This window comes from Streptomyces qinglanensis (assembly GCF_900111245.1).
Taxonomy (GTDB): Bacteria; Actinomycetota; Actinomycetes; order Streptomycetales; family Streptomycetaceae; genus Streptomyces; species Streptomyces qinglanensis.
The window spans coordinates 171,112-191,517 of sequence record NZ_FOGO01000007.1 but is presented as its reverse complement, the minus strand read 5'-3'; the positions used below and the strand labels follow the sequence as shown (position 1 = coordinate 191,517).

General features: G+C 71.8%; 15 protein-coding genes. 7 read left to right on the top strand and 8 right to left on the bottom strand.

The annotated features are described in order from the left end of the window. Window positions 1-22: 22 nt before the first annotated feature. Window positions 23-2,986, bottom strand: coding sequence for a DEAD/DEAH box helicase (locus BMX65_RS16690; RefSeq protein ID WP_075001321.1), 2,964 nt, complete (start codon window positions 2,984-2,986; stop codon window positions 23-25). Window positions 2,987-3,236: 250 nt separating this feature from the next. Between BMX65_RS16690 and BMX65_RS16685 the strand changes: the two genes are divergently transcribed. Then, on the top strand, window positions 3,237-3,419 hold the full coding sequence (locus tag BMX65_RS16685; protein WP_075001091.1) for a hypothetical protein: 183 nt from the start codon (window positions 3,237-3,239) through the stop codon (window positions 3,417-3,419). Between the two features lie 129 nt (window positions 3,420-3,548). On the opposite strand, the gene BMX65_RS16680 is transcribed toward BMX65_RS16685, so the two are convergent. Continuing rightward, window positions 3,549-4,334 carry a hypothetical protein gene (locus BMX65_RS16680; protein WP_075001090.1) on the bottom strand — a complete coding sequence of 262 codons (786 nt, stop codon included), beginning with the start codon at window positions 4,332-4,334 and terminating at the stop codon, window positions 3,549-3,551. Window positions 4,335-4,472: 138 nt separating this feature from the next. Here BMX65_RS16680 and BMX65_RS16675 point away from each other — a divergent pair, with 138 nt between their 5' ends. Next, on the top strand, window positions 4,473-5,396 hold the full coding sequence (locus BMX65_RS16675) for an oxygenase MpaB family protein (protein WP_075001089.1): 924 nt from the start codon (window positions 4,473-4,475) through the stop codon (window positions 5,394-5,396). A 78-nt stretch (window positions 5,397-5,474) separates the two neighbouring features. On the opposite strand, the gene BMX65_RS16670 is transcribed toward BMX65_RS16675, so the two are convergent. Then, window positions 5,475-6,089 (bottom strand): class I SAM-dependent methyltransferase, encoded by a 615-nt coding sequence (locus BMX65_RS16670; RefSeq protein ID WP_075001088.1) that lies wholly within the window; start codon window positions 6,087-6,089, stop codon window positions 5,475-5,477. A gap of 183 nt (window positions 6,090-6,272) precedes the next feature. Between BMX65_RS16670 and BMX65_RS16665 the strand changes: the two genes are divergently transcribed. Together BMX65_RS16665 and BMX65_RS16660 are read left to right on the top strand one after the other, a co-directional pair. Beyond that, window positions 6,273-6,680, top strand: coding sequence for a roadblock/LC7 domain-containing protein (locus BMX65_RS16665; protein WP_019359103.1), 408 nt, complete (start codon window positions 6,273-6,275; stop codon window positions 6,678-6,680). A gap of 114 nt (window positions 6,681-6,794) precedes the next feature. Next, window positions 6,795-7,799: a DUF6397 family protein gene (locus BMX65_RS16660; protein WP_239502181.1), complete on the top strand. Its 1,005-nt coding sequence runs from the start codon at window positions 6,795-6,797 to the stop codon at window positions 7,797-7,799. Window positions 7,800-7,809: 10 nt separating this feature from the next. Here the strand turns inward: BMX65_RS16660 and tesB are convergent, their stop codons facing one another. Then, window positions 7,810-8,733, bottom strand: coding sequence for an acyl-CoA thioesterase II (gene tesB / locus BMX65_RS16655; protein WP_075001086.1), 924 nt, complete (start codon window positions 8,731-8,733; stop codon window positions 7,810-7,812). A gap of 52 nt (window positions 8,734-8,785) precedes the next feature. Next, window positions 8,786-11,314 (bottom strand): DEAD/DEAH box helicase, encoded by a 2,529-nt coding sequence (locus BMX65_RS16650; RefSeq protein WP_075001085.1) that lies wholly within the window; start codon window positions 11,312-11,314, stop codon window positions 8,786-8,788. A gap of 172 nt (window positions 11,315-11,486) precedes the next feature. On the opposite strand from BMX65_RS16650, the gene BMX65_RS16645 reads away from it, so the two are divergent. Further along, window positions 11,487-12,281 (top strand): metal-dependent hydrolase, encoded by a 795-nt coding sequence (locus tag BMX65_RS16645; RefSeq protein ID WP_075001084.1) that lies wholly within the window; start codon window positions 11,487-11,489, stop codon window positions 12,279-12,281. A gap of 41 nt (window positions 12,282-12,322) precedes the next feature. Here the strand turns inward: BMX65_RS16645 and BMX65_RS16640 are convergent, their stop codons facing one another. Together BMX65_RS16640 and BMX65_RS16635 are read right to left on the bottom strand one after the other, a co-directional pair. After that, entirely contained in the window at window positions 12,323-14,092 is a 1,770-nt protein-coding gene (locus tag BMX65_RS16640) for an ABC transporter ATP-binding protein (RefSeq protein WP_075001320.1), read from the bottom strand. Between the two features lie 68 nt (window positions 14,093-14,160). Then, window positions 14,161-16,101 carry an ABC transporter transmembrane domain-containing protein gene (locus BMX65_RS16635; RefSeq protein WP_075001083.1) on the bottom strand — a complete coding sequence of 647 codons (1,941 nt, stop codon included), beginning with the start codon at window positions 16,099-16,101 and terminating at the stop codon, window positions 14,161-14,163. A 181-nt stretch (window positions 16,102-16,282) separates the two neighbouring features. Between BMX65_RS16635 and BMX65_RS16630 the strand changes: the two genes are divergently transcribed. Then, window positions 16,283-17,134 (top strand): L,D-transpeptidase family protein, encoded by an 852-nt coding sequence (locus BMX65_RS16630; RefSeq protein WP_177214283.1) that lies wholly within the window; start codon window positions 16,283-16,285, stop codon window positions 17,132-17,134. Between the two features lie 85 nt (window positions 17,135-17,219). Here BMX65_RS16630 and BMX65_RS16625 read toward each other — a convergent pair whose 3' ends face one another. Further along, entirely contained in the window at window positions 17,220-18,626 is a 1,407-nt protein-coding gene (locus tag BMX65_RS16625; RefSeq protein ID WP_075001081.1) for a Gfo/Idh/MocA family protein, read from the bottom strand. A gap of 323 nt (window positions 18,627-18,949) precedes the next feature. On the opposite strand from BMX65_RS16625, the gene BMX65_RS16620 reads away from it, so the two are divergent. Next, window positions 18,950-20,368, top strand: coding sequence for an alpha-amylase (locus BMX65_RS16620; protein ID WP_075001080.1), 1,419 nt, complete (start codon window positions 18,950-18,952; stop codon window positions 20,366-20,368). The last annotated feature ends 38 nt before the right edge of the window (window positions 20,369-20,406 follow it).

The window sequence follows — 20,406 nt, the reverse complement described above, 5'->3', positions numbered from 1 at the left end:
TGCTCCTGCTCGTCCCCGCCGCTCAACGCTCCACCTTCCGCAGTTCGACGAGCTCGGCCAGCTCTGCGTCCGTCAGTTCGGTCAGCGCCGACTCCCCACCCGTGCCGAGCACGGAGTCCGCCAGTGCCTGCTTGCGCCGCAGCATGGCGGCGATCCGGTCCTCGACGGTTCCCTCTGTGACCAGTCGGTGCACCTGAACGGGCCTGGTCTGGCCGATGCGATGGGCGCGGTCGGTGGCCTGGGCCTCGACGGCCGGGTTCCACCAGCGGTCGTAGTGGATGACATGGCTCGCACGCGTGAGGTTCAGACCGGTCCCGGCGGCTTTGAGGGAGAGCAGGAACACCGGTGCGGACCCCTCCTGGAAGCGGCGCACCATCTCGTCCCGCCTGGGCAGCGGGGTACCTCCGTGCAGGCACTGGGTGGGTACGCGCCGGGAGGCGAGATGGCGTTCGAGCAGCCGCGCCATCTGCACGTACTGCGTGAAGACGAGGATGGAGGCTCCTTCCGCCAGCAGGACGTCCAGCAGTTCGTCCAGCAGTTCCAGTTTTCCGGAGCGGCCGGGCAGCCGGCCGCCGTGCTCCTTGAGGTACTGCGCGGGGTGGTTGCAGATCTGCTTGAGCGAGGTGAGCAGTTCGACCACCAGGCCGCGCCGTTCGAACCCTTCGGTGCCCTCCAGCGCTTCCAGGCTCTCGCGCACCACGGCCTCGTAGAGCCCCGCCTGTTCCGGGGTCAGGGCGACCGCGCGGTCGGTCTCGGTCTTCGGCGGGAGCTCGGGCGCGACACCCGGATCGGTCTTGCGCCGCCGCAGCAGGAACGGCCGCACGAGCCGTGCCAGCCGCTCCGCGGCCACCGGGTCGCCACCCTCGACCGCGTCCGCGTAGCGTCTGCGGAACGTGCCGAGGCGGCCCAGGAGCCCCGGGGTGGTCCAGTCGAGCACCGCCCACAGTTCGGAGAGGTCGTTCTCCACCGGCGTGCCCGTCAGCGCCACTCGTGCCCGTGCCGGGATCGTGCGCAGGGCCTTGGCGGTGGCCGCGAACGGGTTCTTGACGTGCTGGGCCTCGTCCGCGACGACCATGCCCCAGGACCCGCCGTCGCCGGGGACCAGGCGAGCGGAGTCCAGCCGCATCGTGCCGTAGGTCGTCAGCACGAACTCGCCCTCGCGCAGTCCCTCCAGCGAGCGGTTCGGGCCGTGGTGGCGGCGCACCGGGGTCTCCGGCGCGAATCGCTCGATCTCCCGCTGCCAGTTGCCCACCAGGGACGCGGGACACACCACCAGGGTCGGTCCGCCGCAGCCCTCGACGTGCTGCCTGCGCAGGTGGAGCGCGATCAGGGTGAGTGTCTTGCCCAGCCCCATGTCGTCGGCGAGGCAGCCGCCGAGGCCGAGCGATGTCATCCGGTGCAGCCAGTCCAGACCGCGCAACTGGTAGTCGCGCAGCGTCGCTCTCAGTTCGGCGGGCGGAGGCAGCGGAGGCTCCTCGCGCCGTTCCGGATCCGACAGCCGCTCCCGCAGGGTCTCCAGCCACCCGGTGGCCTCGACCTCGACGCGTGCAGCCTCCTGGTCGGCTGCTCCGGTGCCGGGCGTTCCGGTGAGGACGGCGTCGAGCGCCTCCAGCGTGCCCACCTTGCGGTCCTCGCGCTGCTGCGCGGCCGCGATCTCCTGAGGAGCGACGAGCACCCACTGGTCGCGCAGCCGCACCAACGGGCGTCCCGCCTCCGCCAGCCGGTCGAGTTCGGCGCGGGTCACCTCCTGGTCGCCGATGGCGAAGCGCCAGTCGAAGCGCAGCAGCGCGCCGGGGTCCAGCTGGGAGGGCAGCCCCCGGCGGTGCTGGTCCTGCCTGCCGGTGCCGGAGGCAACCGCTCCGTCGTCCGGGCCGATCACGGCGCGGGAGCTGAGTGACCGGGCGAACTCCCGTGGCCAGTGCACCTGGACGCCCGCGGCGGCCAAGGCGTGCGGAACAGAGGTGCCCAGCAGTTCGGCCACTTCCTCCTCGGCGAGTTCGAGCGCGTCGGGCACCGCCGCCGACAGCAGCGGGGTGAGCGGCTCCCAGACAGCAGCCGCACGCCGCAGCGCGAGGAGCGCGTCCGTGCGCGCCTGCGGACCGAATCGTTCCGTCAGAGGCGCGGTGCCCGCCCACACCGCTGCGGCGTCGGCGACCAGCGCGCTGTCGGCCGGTGCGTGCAGTTGCAGCACTCCTCGGAAGACCGGGCCGTCCTGCTCCTCGGCGAGCGTTCCGCTCGGCTCGGTCGCGTCGCCTGGGACACGCGGGCTCTCGATCTCGATCCGCAGGGACAGGCCCAGCCTGCCGCCGACGCCTGCTGCCACCTCCGCGGCCCACTGCCGCAGCTCCGGCACCGCGGCGGGTTCGTCACCGGCGAACGCGGCCGCTCCTGCCGCGGCCGGTGCGGCAGGAGTGCGCGGCAGGCCGTCCGCGACGGCGTCCAGGAACGCCAGCAGCAGCGGTACGGGCTCCGGCATGCGCAGCGGACCGCCTCCGGGCAGCGGCACAGCGTGGGCGTCCGGAGGCATCGCGGCGGCCAGCTCCTCCAGCGCGGCGCGGTCCTCGCCGGTGAGCGGCGCCAGGCTCCAGATGTCGAAGCCGGCCGGACTCACTCCGGGCCGCAGTCGTCCCTCGGCGGTCAGCCGGAGGGCGAACAGCGCGGCGGCGCCCCAGAAGGCCGTGGTCGGCCCCGCTCCGCCCTCCTGGCGCGCGGCACGGGCCCTGGTGAGTACGGGGAGGGCCGCCGCCACCGGAAGAGCGAGAGCCGGCACCGTGCGGGTCTCCGCACTGCCGCCGACCGGGACGACGACTGACAGTTCGAAGGGATCGGCATCAGACCCGCAGCCGGCTGCGCGGGTCTGGGGCGGTGCCGTGTCGGGTGCGGCGGGCTGCTGCACGGTCCCTTCGGGGAGCCGGAAGGCGACACGGGATCGACGTGGCGGGTCTGCGGGCAGAAAGACGGCCACGCAGTCGGTGAGCTGGGACATCCGGGGGGTGTTTGCCAGGGTCGCTGCCACAGTGCTGATGCATTCCTCAAATTTGATTAGTGGGCGGAGCGGCCGAGGGTACAGCACGCCGCGGCCGGGCGCTGCGTACCGGTGAATCCCCGCGGCACGCCGTGGTCCGCCCGTGCGGCGAGGGAACCCGCCGTGCCCGGATGGCGTTCAATGGAATGAGAGGCGGAGCTGCCGGACTGGACGACAGAGGGCACGCCGCGGGTGCGGAGGAGGTACGGAGATGACCAACCGAGCGAAGATCGCCATCGGCGGGGTGGCGGTCGGGTTGCTGCTGTGGTGGCTGACGTCGTTCTGGATCGCGCTGCTGGTGATCGTGGGCGTCCCCGCGGTCGCGTACCTGGCGCTGGATCCCTCGCAGCGCAGGAGACTGCGCAGAGTCAGCCGCAAGGAACTGGACCGCTGACCGCCGCGCGGCCCGCGGCGCACCCTGCGCAGCCTTCACCGGCACGGGGCATGGCCTTGGCGCCGGGCGCCCCGGCAGCCATGCGCCGGGGGAGACGGCCGGCGGGGATGGCCGGGCGGGGCCGGGCCGTCACGCCGCCGGGCGCAGGGCGATGCCGTCCAGGGCCGTGAGGAGTTCAGGCAGTTCGCGACCGCGGCCGACCGGAAGGACTTCTCCGGGCGCCTCGTCCAGCAGCACGAACGCGATGTCGTCGGTGCGCGCCACCACGCTCCAGCCGGGGCCGTCCGCACGCAGGGTGCGGGAGTCGCCCGAGGCGAACGCGGACCGTATCCGTCCGGGCGGCGGGGGCGCCGCCAGATAGGACCGCACCTCCTCCAGGACCCGCCGCACCGGCGCCTCGGGCTCGCCGCCCGATTCCACGAACTCCACCTCGTCGTCGACCTGCGCCCGCCATTGCCCCCACTGGAGCGCTATCTCGTCCGCACCCAGCCGCCGCTGCGCCGGTCCCCAGTCGGAGGTGTCCGGCGGCGTGAGCACCGGTCCGGCGTCCTGCAGTTCCCCCTCCAGGACCGGGTCGTGCGGCTCGGGCAGACCGGGTGCGGCGACCGCGAGTGCCAGCGGCCACCCGGGCAGCACTGCGACGATGTCCCGCTCGTCCGGGGACAGGTCCGATTCCATACCGCAGTCCCAGGCCGCGATGGCACACGCCACCTGCGGCACTTCCTCCGTCACCACGGTCCAGCGCGCACCGGCCCCGTCCTGTCCCAGCACGAGCCCGTACCCCTCCGCATAGGGCTCCAGGCCCAGCGCGGCGCAGGCGGCGGGGTAGTCGTCCGCGAGCACACTGGGGAACTGTGCGGGCGTCAGCAGCACGGCAGTCAGCACATAGAGCGAATCTTCCTCTTCCGCAGCCACCGATGACCTCCCGTTCCTGGTGGATCTCGGTGACGATAGCCCCCGGAGTCCGGAGGCGACAGATGGAATGTGTCCCCGAGGGACAGCCGAGACACCTCCGTGACCGACGCCAGGATCCGAGGGAGAGGAGCACTCCGCGTGCGCCGCTACGAACGGCTCAGCCACATCCTCCGGCTCGACCCGGAACAGGACGCGCATGAGATCTACCGCCTGATCGCGGCCTACGAGTTCCCGTGGGACTTCACCCGGGCCCTCGAACTCGCCCTGTACCGCACGTACGCCGTGCCGAGCATCGGCAGGCTCCTGGCCGCCACCGCGGAGCTGACCGACCGCTCGCAGAAGCGCTACGACGACACCGCACTGCTGCTGGACGCCGTTGTCGAGCACGGCTTCGACAGCGTGCAGGGGCGCACCGCGGTGCGCCGGATCAACCAGATGCACCGCGCCTACGACATCAGCGACGACGACATGCGCTACGTGCTGTGCACCTTCGTCGTCATGCCCAAGCGCTGGCTCGACGCGTTCGGCTGGCGTCGTCTCACCGACCACGAACTGCACGCCGTCAGCACCTACTACCGCACCCTCGGGCGACGCATGGGCATCAGGGGGATCCCCGGCAGCTACGCGGAGTTCGAGCGCTTCCTCGACCGCTACGAGGCGGAGCACTTCGGCTGGGACGAGGGAGCGCGGAAGGTCTCCGACGCCACCCTGGAGCTGATGGCGTCCTGGTATCCGCGCCCGCTCGCACCCGTGGTGCGCGGTGCGAGCCTGGCGCTGCTCGACGACGCGCTGCTGCGGGCGTTCCGCTACCCGGAACCGGGCGTTCTCGCCCGGAGGCTGACCCGGGGAGCACTGCGGCTCCGCGGCCGGGGGGTGCGGCTGATGCCGCCGCGCCGGCGGCCGCACTACGCCAGGCAGAACCCGGAGATCAGGGGCTACCCCGGCTATCCGAACGGTTTCCGTATTGCTGACCTGGGGGTCTTTCCTGCTCAAGGCGGCCCGAACGGCTCAGGCTGTCCCCTGCCGCGGGCGGCGGAGGGATCCCGTGACCGGCACACCTGAGCGCGGCGTCCCGAGGCGTTCCGCCGGCGCCGCTCCGCCGGGATGCCGGTGCGGTCGCCCGGCTCCGGGCACCGGGCATCACCGGGCCTGCCGCTCCGCCAGCGCCAGATACCTGTCGTCCTCGTCGGTGAAGGACACCAGCCGCCAGCCGGTGGCGGCGAGCAGCGTCCGCAGCCGCGGCTCGGCCCGGATGTCGTCCGGAGTGAGCTGCCGGCCCCGGCGGGCTGCCAGCGCGGCGCGGCCCACCGGGTGGAAGAGCGCGAGCCGCCCGCGCGGGCGGACGACGCGCGCCAGTTCGCGCAGACCGCTCTCCGGGCCGGGGAGGTGGGAGACGAGTCCGGCGCCGAACACTGCGTCCAGGCAAGCCTCCGGCAACGGGAGCCGGGCGACATCGGCGAGGAACAGCAGGGCCGTGCCGTCCCGGCCTGCCCGCACCACCTCTGCCAGCATCTCCGGGGTGAGGTCGGCGCCCAGTACCGTTCCCTCCGGGCCCACCGCCTTGCGCAGTGCGGGCAGCGCCCGTCCGGTACCGCACCCCGCGTCGAGCACGGTGTCGCCGGGACGCAGCCCGACCTCGGCCACGGCCGCGGTGTAGGCGGGGCCGTCGTCGGGGAAGCGTGTGTCCCAACGGGCGGCCCGCTCGCCGAAGAAGGCCCGGACCGCCTCCCGATCGTCTGCCAGGTCGTGTGCCATCCCGCTATCCTCCCCGCCGCGCCGGCACTTCGGCAAAGCGGATTCGGGCTCGGTCCGTCGTTACTCTTGTGACAGTTGCGACAGGGGAGTAACTGTGCGCAACAGATCACCACCTCATGGTTGCTGACTGTGCTCTCGTGGGTAAGGGTGGCACGGCAGATGCCGAGGAAAAGGGGGCGCGTCGTGGCACTGAACACGGGACTCGACTGGTTGCTGGACGACCTCACGAAGCGGATCTCTTCGGTCCGGCACGCGTTGGTCCTCTCCAACGACGGGCTCGTGACGGGCAGCAGCCACGACCTCGAGCGCGAGGACGCGGAACACCTGGCCGCGGTCTCCTCCGGACTGCACAGCCTGGCCAAGGGGTCCGGGCAGCACTTCAAGGCCGGGCGGGTGCGCCAGACCATGATCGAGTTCGACGAGGGCGTGTTCTTCGTGATGGCGGCGGGGGACGGCAGTTGCCTGTGCGTCCTGGCGGAGGCCGAAGCGGACATCGGGCAGGTCGCCTACGAGATGACGCTGCTGGTCAACCGGGTCGGCGAGCACCTCGGGCTGGCCGCCCGGAACGGCGACCGGCCTGCGGGTCCCTAGGGTTTTCCACAGGCTCGGCGGGATTCTTCGGTCCCGGCTACCGTCGTTGTCACGCAAGGTGAGGGACGAGCGACGGGGGATGACCGTATGCGACACCAGCCCATGGAGCACCGTATGCCGGCTCCACTCCGGGATACGGCCGAGGTGAGCCTGCGTACGGCCGCGCGGGAGCTGGGGCTGCGCCCCAGGGAGTTCGAACTGGCGGTGCAGATCGAAGAGGTGCGCACCGTACCGGGGCCGGCGGGTCGGACACGCCGGGTGCTCAGGGAGGAAGTGGAGCGGATCAAGGCCGCCCCGGGATTCCCCGGTGCGCTGCGCGGACGGCTGCGCGTGATGGGCGTGCGGGAGGCATCCGCACTTCTGGACATCAGCCCGTCCCGATGCGCGCGGCTCGCCAGGGCGGGCTGCTTCGGGCCGGTCAGCTTCTATGTGAACCGGTACCGCACGGTCGTCTGGCTCTATCTCGCCCAAGAGCTGCGGGACTTCGCGGAGAACAATCCCCAACTGCTCACCGGGCGCCTCCCCGTCGGCCTGCGGGCCGAGCTGGAGGCCGGTGTCGACCACCGCGCCCTGCGCTGGCGGGGACGGCGGGTGGAGCAGCTCACCCGGCATGCCGCCGACCCATGGGAGCGGGCCGCGGCACGGGCGAGCGTGCTGGACGATGCGACGCTCGCCGAAGCCGTACCCGACGGGGGAGAGCGGGCCAGGCTCAGGGCGCTGCGGCCGTGCTTCCTGGAGGTCCGCAACGCCGCCGAGGTCACCCGGGACGTCCTGGAGGAGGTGTGCCGGGCCGAAGGAGCCGAGGAGATCCGCTGGTACCGCTTCCTGCTGGACGCCGACCTGGAGAGCGCCAGGGCTGCCGAGGGTCCCGCAGCAGCGCGCGCCGTCCGCGAGCCGGGCCGCGGACCCGTCGAGGGTCGCCCCGGTGCCTCGTGCGCTGCTGCCGGAGAGGGGCGGTCCCACCCCGGAACCGCGCGGCCCGTCGCCGGACCGCCCACCGCTCCCGGCCCGCGGCGCCGGTGGTCCCTGCTGCGCCGCCGCAGGCCGAGGCCCGGGGTGCGAACCGCCGGAGGAACCGGCACGCGCGGCGGCCGGGCGACCCGCGTACCGGAGCAGTGAGAGTGCGCGCTCAGGACGAGGGCGTCTCTCCTCGGACTTCCCTGCCGGAAGAGGTCTCCGGCGCCGGGCTGTGCGGGCGGAACAGGCCCTCCTGCATCACCGAGACGATCAGGTTGCCTTCCCGGTCGAAGATCTGACCCCGGGCCAGGCCGCGCGCACCGGTGGAGATGGGGGACTCCTGCTGGTAGAGGAACCATTCGTCGGCACGGAACGGGCGGTGGAACCACATGGCGTGGTCCAGCGAGGCCGTGTCGAAGTTGCGCGGACCCCACAGGGGCTCGATGGGCAGCCGTACCGCGTCCAGGAGGGTCATGTCGCTGGCGTAGGTCAGCGCGCAGGTGTGGACGAGCGGATCGTCGCCGAGCGAGCCCGTCGCCCGCATCCACACCGCGCTGCGCGGCTCGACTCCTGCCAGTTCCTCTGTGCTCCACCGGAGCCGGTCCACGTAGCGCAGATCGAAAGCCTGCCGGCGTGCCATCCGCTCCAGCGGCTCGGGCAAGGTGCCCAGCCGCTGTCGTACCTCGTCGGCGAGCCGCGGCAGGCTCTCGGGCTCCGGCACTTCGGGCATCGGCAGCTGGTGCTCGAAGCCGGGTTCCCGTACATGGAAGGAGGCGGTGAGATTGAAGATCGTGCGGCCCCGCTGGACGGCGATCACCCGCCGCGTGGTGAACGAGCGCCCGTCCCGGACCCGTTCCACCTGGTACACGATCGGCACACCGGGAATCCCGGGCCGCAGGAAGTACGCGTGCAGCGAGTGCACGGGGCGGTCCTCGTCCACGGTGCGGCCCGCAGCCACCAGCGCCTGCCCGGCGACCTGGCCGCCGAAGACCCGCTGGAGGGACTCCCTGGGACTCCTGCCCCGGAAGATGTTCAGGTCGATCTCTTCCAGGTCCAGCAGGTCGACAAGGCGTTCGGCAGGACTCGGCCCGGTCATCTCGTGCGTTCCTCTCTCGCGTCCAAGGCTGCCGGCACGCGCGGTGCCGGGCTCACATGGGGCCCACGTCGGTCACCTCGACGACCGCGCGGCCCTCCTCGTCCGAGGCGACGAGGTCCACCTCGGCCGAGATGCCCCAGTCATGATCGCCGCGTGGGTCGGCGAACACCTGCCGGACGCGCCACAACCGGTCCTCCGGCACCTCCTCGATCCGCAGCAGCCGCGGGCCGCGGGCATCCGGTCCGGTGCCCAGTTCGTCGTACTCGTCCCAGTACCGGTTCATGGCCTCGGCCCACGCGTCCTCGCCCCAGCCCGCCTCCCCGTCGAGGCTGCCCAGCTCGGAGAACTTGTCCAAAGCGGCCAGCTCGACCCGTCGGAACATCGCGTTGCGCACCAGGACACGGAAGGCGCGGGGGTTGGCGGTGATCGGCTTGACCTGGTCGGCGCGCTCCTGGGCCTCCTCCGCCGTCTCGTCCTCGGGGTTGGCGAGCTGCTCCCACTCGTCCAGCAGGCTGGAGTCGACCTGGCGGACCATCTCGCCGAGCCACTCGATGATGTCCTGGAAGTCCTCCGACTTCAGATCGTCCGGGACGGTATGTTCCAGCGCCTTGTAGGAGCTCGCCAGATAGCGCAGCACGATGCCCTCGGTACGAGCGAGCTCGTAGAAGGAGACGAACTCACTGAAGGTCATCGCACGTTCGTACATGTCCCGGATGACCGACTTGGGGGAGAGGGGGTGGTCCCCGACCCAGGGATGCGACTTGCGGTAGAGGCCGTAGGCGTGGAAAAGCAGCTCTTCGAGGGGCTGCGGATAGCTGATGTCCATCAGCCGCTCCATCCGCTCCTCGTACTCGATCCCGTCGGCCTTCATCTCGGCAACGGCCTCGCCCTTGGCCTTGTTCGTCTGCGCGGCGAGGATCTGGCGCGGGTCGTCCAGCGTCGACTCGACGACCGACACCATGTCCAGCGCATAGGAGGGCGACTCGGGGTCCAGCAGCTCGAAGGCGGCGAGCGCGAAGGTGGAGAGGGGCTGGTTGAGCGCGAAGTCCTGCTGGAGGTCGACGGTCAGCCGGATCCGCCTGCCCTCGGCGTCGGGCTCCTCCAACTGCTCGACGATGCCGCCGTCCAGCAGCGAGCGGTAGATGGCGATGGCCCGCCTGATGTGCCGCAACTGGGCCCGGCGGTCCTCGTGATTGTCCTCCAGCAGCCGCCGCAGCTGCGCGAAGGCGTCACCGGGGCGCGCGATCACCGACAGCAGCATGGCGTGCGTCACCCGGAAGCGGGAGGTCAGCGGCTCCGGGTCGGAGGCGATCAGCTTCTCGAAGGTCTGCTGGCCCCAGCTCACGAAGCCCTCCGGCGCCTTCTTGCGGACCACCTTCCGGCGCTTCTTCGGATCGTCTCCTGCCTTGGCCAGCGCCTTTTCGTTCTCGATCACGTGCTCGGGCGCCTGCGCGACGACGAAGCCCGAGGTGTCGAAGCCCGCTCGGCCGGCCCGGCCCGCGATCTGGTGGAACTCGCGGGCGCGCAGGGTGCGCACCCGGCTGCCGTCGTACTTGGTGAGCGCGGTGAACAGAACGGTCCGGATGGGCACGTTGACGCCGACACCGAGGGTGTCAGTGCCGCAGATGACCTTCAGCAGCCCCGCCTGGGCCAGCCGCTCCACCAGCCGCCGGTACTTCGGCAGCATCCCGGCGTGGTGCACTCCGATCCCGTGCCGCACATAGCGGGAGAGATTGCGGCCGAACGCCGTCGTGAAGCGGAAATTGCCGATGACCTTCGCGATCTCGTCCTTCTCCGCGCGGGTCGACATGTTGATGCTCATCAGCGCCTGGGCCCGCTCCACGGCTTGGGCCTGCGTGAAGTGCACGATGTAGACGGGAGCCTGGTGGGTCTCCAGCAGCTCGGTCAGCGTCTCGGTGAGACCCGTGGTGCGATATTCGTACGAAAGTGGCACCGGGCGGGTCGCGGAGCGCACCACGGCCGTGGAGCGGCCGGTGCGCCGGGTCAGGTCCTCCTCGAAACGCGAGACGTCCCCCAGGGTGGCCGACATCAGCACGAACTGTGCCTGCGGCAACTCCAGCAACGGGATCTGCCAGGCCCAGCCACGGTCCGGCTCCGCGTAGAAGTGGAACTCGTCCATCACCACCTGGCCGACATCGGCGTCCGCCCCGTCGCGCAGCGCGATGGACGCCAGCACCTCGGCGGTGCAGCAGATGATCGGCGCGTCCGCGTTGACGGACGCGTCCCCTGTGAGCATGCCGACGTTCTCGGTGCCGAACAGCTTGCACAGGTCGAAGAACTTCTCCGAGACCAGTGCCTTGATCGGCGCCGTGTAGAACGTCACCTTGTCCTGGGCGAGCGCGGCGAAGTGCGCTCCCGCCGCGACCAGACTCTTGCCGGAGCCCGTCGGGGTCGACAGGATCACGTTCGCCCCCGAGACCACCTCGATCAGTGCCTCCTCCTGGGCGGGATAGAGCGAGATGCCCCGCTCTTCCGCCCACCCGGAGAAGGACTCGAAGAGGGCATCGGGATCGGCGTCGCTCGGCATCTGGTCGATAAGGGTGGCTGTCACGCCCCCCATACTGCCTGCTGCCCGGGACGATCAGGGAACCGGTGGGCTTTTGAAGATCGCCTGGCGCTACGCTGTGTCGCCGAACGGGCATCAGCTCCGGACGGCAGCAGCGCGGGCGCGCGAGGCGGTGCCCCGCGTGGGCCGCGGCCGACGCGATACGAGGAACAGGGCGGGGATACGCATGATGGGACCGGCGCACTCGCTGTCGGGAGCCGCAGCCTGGCTCGGGGTGGGGGCGGCCGCGGCCCTGCTGGACCACCCGATGCCCTGGCCGGTGGTGGTGGTCGGTGCCCTGCTGTGCGCCGGGGCGGCCTTGGCGCCCGACCTCGACCAGAAGTCCGCCACCATCTCCCGGGCCTTCGGCCCCCTCTCCCGCCTGCTGTGCGGAGTGGTGGACAAACTCTCCGCCGCCGTCTACAACGGCACCCGCTCCGGTGGCGAGCGGCGCCGCTCCGGAGGGCACCGCACTCTCACCCACACCTGGCCCTGGGCGCTCCTCATCGGCGCCGGCTTCTCCGCGGCCGCCGCCGTGTGGGGCCGCTGGGCGGTGCTGGTCATCCTCTTCATCCACGTGGTGCTCGCGGTCGAGGGCCTGCTGTGGCGGATGGCCCGGGTCTCCAGCGATGTGCTGGTGTGGCTGCTGGGGGCCGCGTGCGCCTGGATCCTGACCAACCTGCTGGAGAAGCCCGGCAGCGGTGCGGACTGGCTGTTCACCGGGGACGGCCAGGAGTACCTGTGGATGGGGCTGCCGATCGTGCTGGGCGCGATGGTGCACAACATCGGCGACGCTCTGACGATCTCCGGCTGCCCGATACTGTGGCCCATCCCGATAGCGGGCAAGCGCTGGTACCCGCTGGGTACCCCCCGGTTCATGCGCTTCCGGGCCGGAGCCAAGGTCGAGAACGCGGTGCTGATGCCCGCCTTCATGGTGCTGAGCGGAGCCGGGAGCGTGGTGGCCCTGGGGTTCATAGGCTGAGCCCCGCCGTGGCCCCGGTGCGCCGCGGCCCCCGCCGCGCATCAGCCGTGCCAGGAGCGCCACAGTGCGGCGTAGGGTCCGTCAGTCGCCACCAGCGCGTCGTGGCTGCCCAGTTCGCTGATGTGGCCCTCCTCCACGACCGCGATGACGTCTGCGTCGTGCGCGGTGTGCAGCCGGTGCGCGATCGCCACCACCGTGCGCCCCTCGAGGACCTGGGCGAGCGAACGCTCCAGATGCCGGGCTGCCCGGGGGTCCAGCAGCGATGTCGCTTCGTCCAGGACCAGCGTATGCGGGTCGGCCAGCACCAGGCGGGCCAGTGCGATCTGCTGGGCCTGCGCCGGAGTGACGGTCAGCCCGCCGGAGCCGACCGCGCTGTCCAGCCCGTCCGGCAGCGCTTCGGCCCAGCCGCGGGCGTCCACCGCGCCGAGCGCCGCCCACAGCCCGGCGTCGTCCGCGTCCTGCCGGGCCAGCAGCAGATTGTCGCGCAGCGTACCCACGAAGACGTGGTGTTCCTGGTTGACCAGCACCACATGGCGGCGCACCTCCTCCGCCGGCAGCTCGCTCAACGCGGCCCCACCCAGGGTCACCTCGCCGTGGCGCGGTCCGTAGATCCCGGCCAGCAGCCGTCCGAGTGTCGACTTGCCCGCTCCGGACGGGCCGACCAGCGCGACCCTGCTGCCGGGGGCGACATCCAGGGTCACCCCGTGCAGGACGTCGACCCCGGCCAGATAGCCGAACCGCACTCCGCTGGCGCGTACGTCCTTGCCGCGGGGCGCCGGGCCCCGGCCGTCCTCCGCCTCGATCTCCCGGACCCCCACCAGCCGGGCGAGGGAGACCTGGGCGACCTGGAGCTCGTCGTACCAGCGCAGGATCAGGCCCACGGGCTCGATGAGCATCTGTGCGAGGAGGGCACCGGTGGTGAGCCGGCCGACGCCGATCCAGCCCTGGAGCACGAAGACACCGCCCAGCAGCAGTACACCACCCATGATCAGCATGTTGCTGAGGCTGACGGCGGGGAAGAGCACGGTGCGCAGCCACAGAGTCCTGCGTTCCCAGGCAGTCCACTCGGCGACCCGGCGCTCGGAGAGCGCCACCCGGCGGGAGCCCAGCCGGTGCGTCTCCACCGTCCTGCCCGCGTCGACCGTCTCGGCCAGTGCCGCGGCGACCGCCGCGTAGCCCGCTGCCTCGGCCCGGTAGGCGTGCGGAGCCCGGCGGAAGTACCAGCGGCAGCCCGCCAGCAGTACCGGCAGGGCGAGCAGCACGGTCAGGGCCAGCGGCGGTGCCGTGACGCACAGCGCCCCCACCAGCAGCGCCGCCCACACCAGGCCGATCGCCAGTTGGGGGACCGCCTTGCGCATGGCGTCGCCCAGCCGGTCGATGTCGGTGGTGATCCGGGAGAGCAGGTCGCCGGTCCCGGCCCGCTCGAGCACACCGGGCGGCAGCCGCACGGCGCGTACGAGGAAGTCCTCGCGAAGATCCGCCAGCATCTCCTCGCCGAGCATCGCACCGCGCACCCGCACCTGCTGGGTGAAGACCGTCTGCACCAGCAGCGCGAGGGCGAACAGGACGGTCGCCCGCCCCAGTTGCAGGTCCTCCCGTCCGGCTGCGAGCCCGTCCACGATTCCGCCCAGCAGCCAGGGCCCCACTGTCGAGGCGAGGACGGCGCCGCTGTTCACGCCGACGAGCAGAACGAAGGCGCGTCGATGGCGCCGCAGCAGCTCTCGTACATAGGTGCGGACCGTCGCGGAGGATCCGGCGGGAAGGACCGTGACGTCTTCCGGAGCCGACGGGTCGTAGCCGGGCTCGGGCACGCCGAACCGGGGGCCGCGGCGTTCCTCACCCGCCGTCCGGTCGTCCGTCGCCGGGTGGCTCTGCGGGCTCACGTGGATTCGGCTCCCTCGGTCTGTGCGTTCCCTGCCCGCGACTCGGCCGGCCGCCCGGCGGTGGACTGCGGTGCCCGGGTGACGACGGCCCGGTACGCGTCCTCGCAGCCGAGGAGCTCCCGGTGTGTTCCGGCGGCCGCGGCCCTGGACCCGTGCACGAAGACCACCCGGTCGGCGCTGTCGAGCAGCAGGGGGCTGGAGGTGAAGACCACCGTCGTCCGGCCCGACCTGAGCGCGGCCAGCTCCCGGGCGATGCGCGCCTCGGTGTGCGAGTCGACGGCCGAGGTCGGCTCGTCCAGCACCAGTACCGGCGGATCGGTCAGGAGCGACCGGGCCAGCGCGAGCCGCTGCCGCTGTCCGCCCGAGAGCGAGCGTCCCCGCTCGGTGATCCTGGCCCGCATGGGATCGCCCTCCGCGTCCGGGCTGCCCTGCACCAGCGCGGCGAGCACGTCGTCGCACTGGGCGGCTTTCAGTGCCCGCCCGGCGTCCACCGCGCCGGACGAGGGCACGTCCAGCAGCCCGGCCAGCGTGCCGGAGAGCAGCACCGGGTCCTTGTCCTGCACCAGCACAGCGGCCCGGGCCCGGGCCAGCGGCATCGCGTCCAGCGGTGTGCCGTCCAGCAGCACCGAGACGTCCTCCCCCTCCCGTCTCCGGCCCTGTGCCCGGCCGGCTCCCTCCCCGGCCGCGGACTGCGGTGCGTTCTCCGTTCCGGCGGCGGCGCCGGGAGCGGCGGCGGAGGCGGGGTGCCCGCCCAGCCGCTCGGCGAGGTGCCCTGCCGCGTCCGGATCACCGCAGACGACGGCGGTCAGCAGACCCGCCGGGGCGCGCAGCCCCGTGGCCGGGTCGTGCAGCCCCTCCCGCACGTCGGTGGAGCCGACAGGGGCGGCCCGCTCCCTCGCGTCCGGCCGGGCGGGGAGTGCGGTCACCTGCTGTTCCTCGCCGGGCCGCCGCAGTCCCAGCACCCGTGCCGCGCGTGCCGCGGAGGGACGTGAGAAGGAGTACGACATGGCGAACTCGCCGAAGAGCTGGAGCGGCACCAGCAGGAAGCTGATCGCGCCGTAGACCATCACCAGTTCGCCCACGGCGATGCGCCCGTCCAGCGCCAGCCGGGTGCCGTACCAGACCACGGCCACCAGCAGCAGTCCGGGCAGTGCGACCTGGAGCGCCTCGATGAACGACCACATGCGGGCGGTGCGTACGGCGGCGTGCCGCACCTGCTGCGAGGCCCGCCGGTAGCGGGTGAGGAAGAGCTCCTCACCACCGATGCCGCGCAGTACCCGTAGCCCGGCCACCGTGTCGGCGGCCAGTTCGGTGGCCCGTCCGGCCCGCTCGCGCTGCGTGTCGGCGCGCCGGGTGGCGCTCGGCAGCAGCGGCAGCACGGCCAGCGCCAGGGCGAGCATGCCGGCGCAGGTCAGCAGACCCAACTGCGGCTGGTAGACCACCAGCGCGACGCAGACGCCCAGCGTCGTCAGCAGGGCGGCACTGAAGCGCGAGACCGCCTCGACGCACCATCCGATGCGTTCGATGTCACCGGTGGACACGGCGACGACTTCGCCGGCGGCGACCCTGCGGGTGAGGGTTGCGCCCAAAGCCGCGGTGCGGCGGGCCAGAAGCTGCTGGATGCGGGCGGCAGCGGTGATCCAGTTGGTGACGGCGGCCCTGTGCAGCAGGGTGTCACCGGTCGTCACGGTGAGCGTGACGACGGCCATCGCCAGCGCGGCCAGCGCCAGGTCGCCGCCTGAGCGGTCCACCACCGCGGTCACCGCCAGCCCTGCGACGGCGGGGAAGGACGCGATCGAGGCAAGGTGCAGAACTCCCCATCCCAGCGCCTTGCACTGGCCGCCCATCTGCATACGCCCCAGCCACAGGAGCAGTCGGAAGCCCGAACGGACATCGGGTACGCCGGGGTCGTCGTAGGGGAGGTCGCGGATCTGCATGGCGTTCCAATGGGCTCGAAACCGCACGGACGGGGACGGACGCGGGGACGACGGAAGGGCATATGCGGGCAGCCGGTACAGATCCCGCAGGGCGTGCGCCGATCCCATCCGGTCGCCGCCGCGTCCGCAACGGGATTTCCCGGACGGCGGCGTACTTCCGGCCAATGCGAGGATGGAGAGCATGGGCATGCGTGGGGCACGACGTACAGGTGGCGGAACGGTCCGGCCGGAGGCCGCCCGGGACTCTTCCCGGGACCCCGCCCGGGGCGCGCCGATCGGCGGGGCCCGCGGGCGGGGCGCGGCCGGGAGGGTCCTGGCGGCCGCTGCGGCGGGCACCACGTTGGCCGTGCTGCTCTCCGGATGCGGGGGCAGTGGAAGCGGCCACGGTTCCGGCGGCCCGAAGCGGACGAAGGCGCCCGAGCACTCGGCGCAGGCCGAGCTGGCCGAGAACCCCACCCGTATCCCCCGGGTGGGTGACCGGCTCCAGTCGAAGATCCCCGATGACGCGCGCCAGGTCGTGGCCGTCGAGGGCAAGGGCGAGGACTCGGCACAGGCCACGGTGCGGCTCTACTCGCGGCACGGCAAGAAGTGGCGGGAGGAGCACAGTTGGGCCGGTCACAACGGCAAGAAGGGCTGGACGGCTGACCACCACGAGGGTGACAAGCGCAGTCCGGTCGGCGTCTTCACGCTCTCGGACGCGGGCGGTGTGCTGCCGGACAGTGAGGCCAAGCTGCCCTACACGCACACGTCGGCGTTCACCCCGCCCTCGTACTGGCCGAAGAAGACCCGGCACGATTTCGACCATGTGATCGCGATCGACTACAACCGCGTCACCGGTACCTCCCCCCTCGACCCGACCCGCCCGCAGGGCAAGGCCAAGGGGGGCAGTATCTGGCTGCACATGGATCACGGCAGCGGGACGTCGGGGTGTGTGAGCCTGTCCAAGTCCGGCATGCGGACGCTGCTGCGCACGCTGGACCCGGACAAGCACCCCGTGGTGGTGATGGGGGACCGGGCTTCGCTCCGGAAGTGAACGGGAGACCGGGCGCGGCGCTCGGGTCCCTCTCCGGGCCGTTCCGTTCAGCCGCGCCCACGCCGGTGTGTTCTCCGGCCTCCGCTCAGGTCTCCGGCTTCTCCGAGTCGGCCCCCGGCCGCTTCTTCCGCCAGTGCCCGCGGGTGAAGTCGGGGATCTCCTGGGGCGTGCCCTCGGCCTTGACGGAGGCGTGGCTGAGCGGCACGGGTGATGTCCAGGTCGCGGCGTCGTAGACGTCGAAGTCGGGTACCAGTCCCAGCCGCATGCACTGCGTCAGCCGGTACAGCATGATGTAGTCCATGCCGCCGTGCCCGCCGGGCGGATCGGCGTGCTCCTTCCACAGCCAGTGGTCGTACTCCTTGTACTGCTCGAAGTCGCCCCACTGGTCACCTGACATGTCCGGTTCCAGGTAGATGCGCGGCGGGTAGTCCTCGAAGACTCCCTTGGTGCCACCGAGGGCGTTGATCCGGGAGTAGGGATGGGGGTTGGAGACGTCGTGCTCCAGCCGCACGACCCGGCCCTTGGCGGTCTGGACGAGACTGATCGACATGTCGCTCTCGATGTACGTCTCCTTCCAGCTCTCGTGGCCGGGCGGCATGTGTTCCTCGCGGTAGGCCGCCAGGCCCAGTGAGGGGGAGCCGAAGGTCGCGATCCGGACGGCCCGGTCGCCGCGGTTGATGTCCATGTAGTTGGCCGCGGGGCCGAAACCGTGGTTCGGGTACAGGTCTCCCCGCAGCCGGGTGTGCCATTTGCGGCGCCAGGGCCCTTCGTAGTAATCGGGGTCGAACATCAGCCCGCGCAGGTCGTGCAGGTAGGCGCCGGCGCTGTGCAGGAGGTCGCCGAACAGCCCCTCGTGCGCCATCCGCAGCACGCGCATCTCGTTGCGGCCGTAGACGCAGTTCTCCAACTGCATGCAGTGCCTGCGGGTCCGCTCCGAGAGGTCGACCAGCTCCCACAACTGCCCCGGTTCCAGGGCGATGGGGCATTCGACGCCGACGTGCTTGCCGCCCTTCAGCGCGGCCTTCGCCATCTCGAAGTGCCAGTCCCACGGGGTGGCGACGTAGACGAAGTCGAGGTCGCCGCGCCGGCACAGCTTCTCGAAGTCGTGGTCGCCCTTGGTGTACAGAGCGGGCGCGGGTTGCCCGGCGTCGGTGACCTTCTTCGCCGCGCGTTCGGTCTTCTCCCGCACCGGGTCGCACAGGGCGACCACGCGTACCGCCTCCAGCGCCAGGAACAGGTCGATCATGCTCCCGCCGCGCCGGCCCAGGCCGACCAGGCCGACCCGGATGGTGCCGCGCTCCTCGAACGGTACGCCGATCATCGTGCGGCCCCGGCGTGGCGGTGCCGCGGTGCTCGCACTCTGCCGCGCGGCGGAGGCGTCCCCCTGCGCCGCCTCCGCCGGGGTGCCCAGCGCACCGATGCCGAGCCCGGCACCCGCGGCACCGGCGGTGCGCAGCGCCGAACGTCGGCTGAATCCCTGGTCGTCACTCATCGGGTCTCCCGCAGCTCTCTGCAACTCGGATGCGTGATCTCGATTCAGGACCCTGCTGGTGGAGACCGCTGGACCGCAAGAGGAGGCACGTGGACTCTCGTCGCCCGTGGATGGACTTCCGTGCTCGCAAAATCTTGCTGCAATGAGACGGAAATATTTACAGAGTCTCTTGACGGCGCTCTCGGGCACCGGCAGGCTCCCCGCCGTACCACCCGTGAACGGGCCCTCCCAGACCGTCCGTTCGCTTCCCCCCACGGTGGCCGAGCTATCCGGCTGCTGCCTTCCCGGGCCCTTGCACGCCCGCAGACCGAAGGAGCCGCACGATGAGAAGACGACTGCTCAGCGCCGGTACGGCGGGAGTGCTGGTGGCCAGTGCCCTGCTGGCGGCGACTCCCTGGCAGGCCCGGGCGGTCCGCTCGGCGCAGGCACCCGCGGCGTCGGCACGGCCTGCCGCGGACGGAGCCGTGGCGCCGGGCGGACGGACCGTCACCGCGACGCTGTTCGAGCGCCCGTTCACCTCCGTCGCCCGGGAGTGCACCGACACGCTCGGTCCGGCGGGGTACGGCTATGTCGAGGTCTCACCCGCCACCGAGCACATCCGGGGTGACCAGTGGTGGACGTCGTACCAGCCGGTCAGCCACCGGATCGCCGGACGGCTCGGTGACCGGGAGGACTTCGCGCACATGGTCGACACCTGCGCGGCGGCGGGCGTGCAGGTCATCGCCGACGCGGTCGTCAATCACATGACCTCCGGGGCGGGCACCGGCACCGGCGGCACCCCGTACAGCAAGTACGAGTACGCCGGGACCTACCAGGACGCCGACTTCCACACCTGCCGGCACGACATCTCGGACTACACCGACCGCGCCGACGTGCAGAACTGCGAACTCGTGGGACTGGCCGACCTGGACACCGGCAGCGAGAAGGTGCAGGCGGCTCTCGCCGGATATCTCGACGACCTGCGCTCCCTCGGCGTGGCCGGGTTCCGCATCGACGCCGCCAAGCACATGGCCGCCTCCGATCTGGCGGCCGTCAAGGCGAAGCTGGACCAGCCGCCGGGCTACTGGGTCAGCGAGGTCATCCACGGTGCCGGTGAGGCGGTGCAGCCCGAGGAGTACACCGGGGTCGGCGACGTGGACGAGTTCCGCTACGGCCGCCACCTCAAGAGCGCCTTCCAGGGCGGCGACCTCGGATCCCTGCGGAACGTCGGCGACGGCATGCTGGAGAGCGGGGCCGCACGTACGTTCGTCGACAACTGGGACACCGAGCGCAACGGCTCGACGCTCACCTACCGGGACGGCGCCACCCACACCCTCGCCACCATCTTCGAACTGGCCCACCCCTACGGTTCCCCGAACATCTTCTCGGGCTACACGTTCACCGACCGCGACGCCGGACCGCCCACCGGGGAGGCCGGGTGGACCGACCTGCACGCCGAACCCGAGATCACCGGCATGGTCGGCTTCCGCAACGCGGTCGGCACGGCGGAGCTGACGGACTGGTGGTCCGGGGGCCAGGCACTCGCCTTCGGGCGCGGCGACCGCGGGTTCGTCGCCCTCAACAACGGCGACGCCGAGCTGAGCAGGACGTTCCGGACCTCGCTGCCCGCCGGGAGGTACTGCGATGTCGCAGCCGTGCAGGGCGGCTGCGCGCAGAAGGTCACGGTCGCCGCCGACGGCAGCGCCCGGCTGACGGTCCCGGCCCATCGGGCCGTCGCCTTCCAGGTGGAGGCGACCGGCTGACAAACGGGGCGAGAACGGGGCGGGCCGTCGCTGCGGCC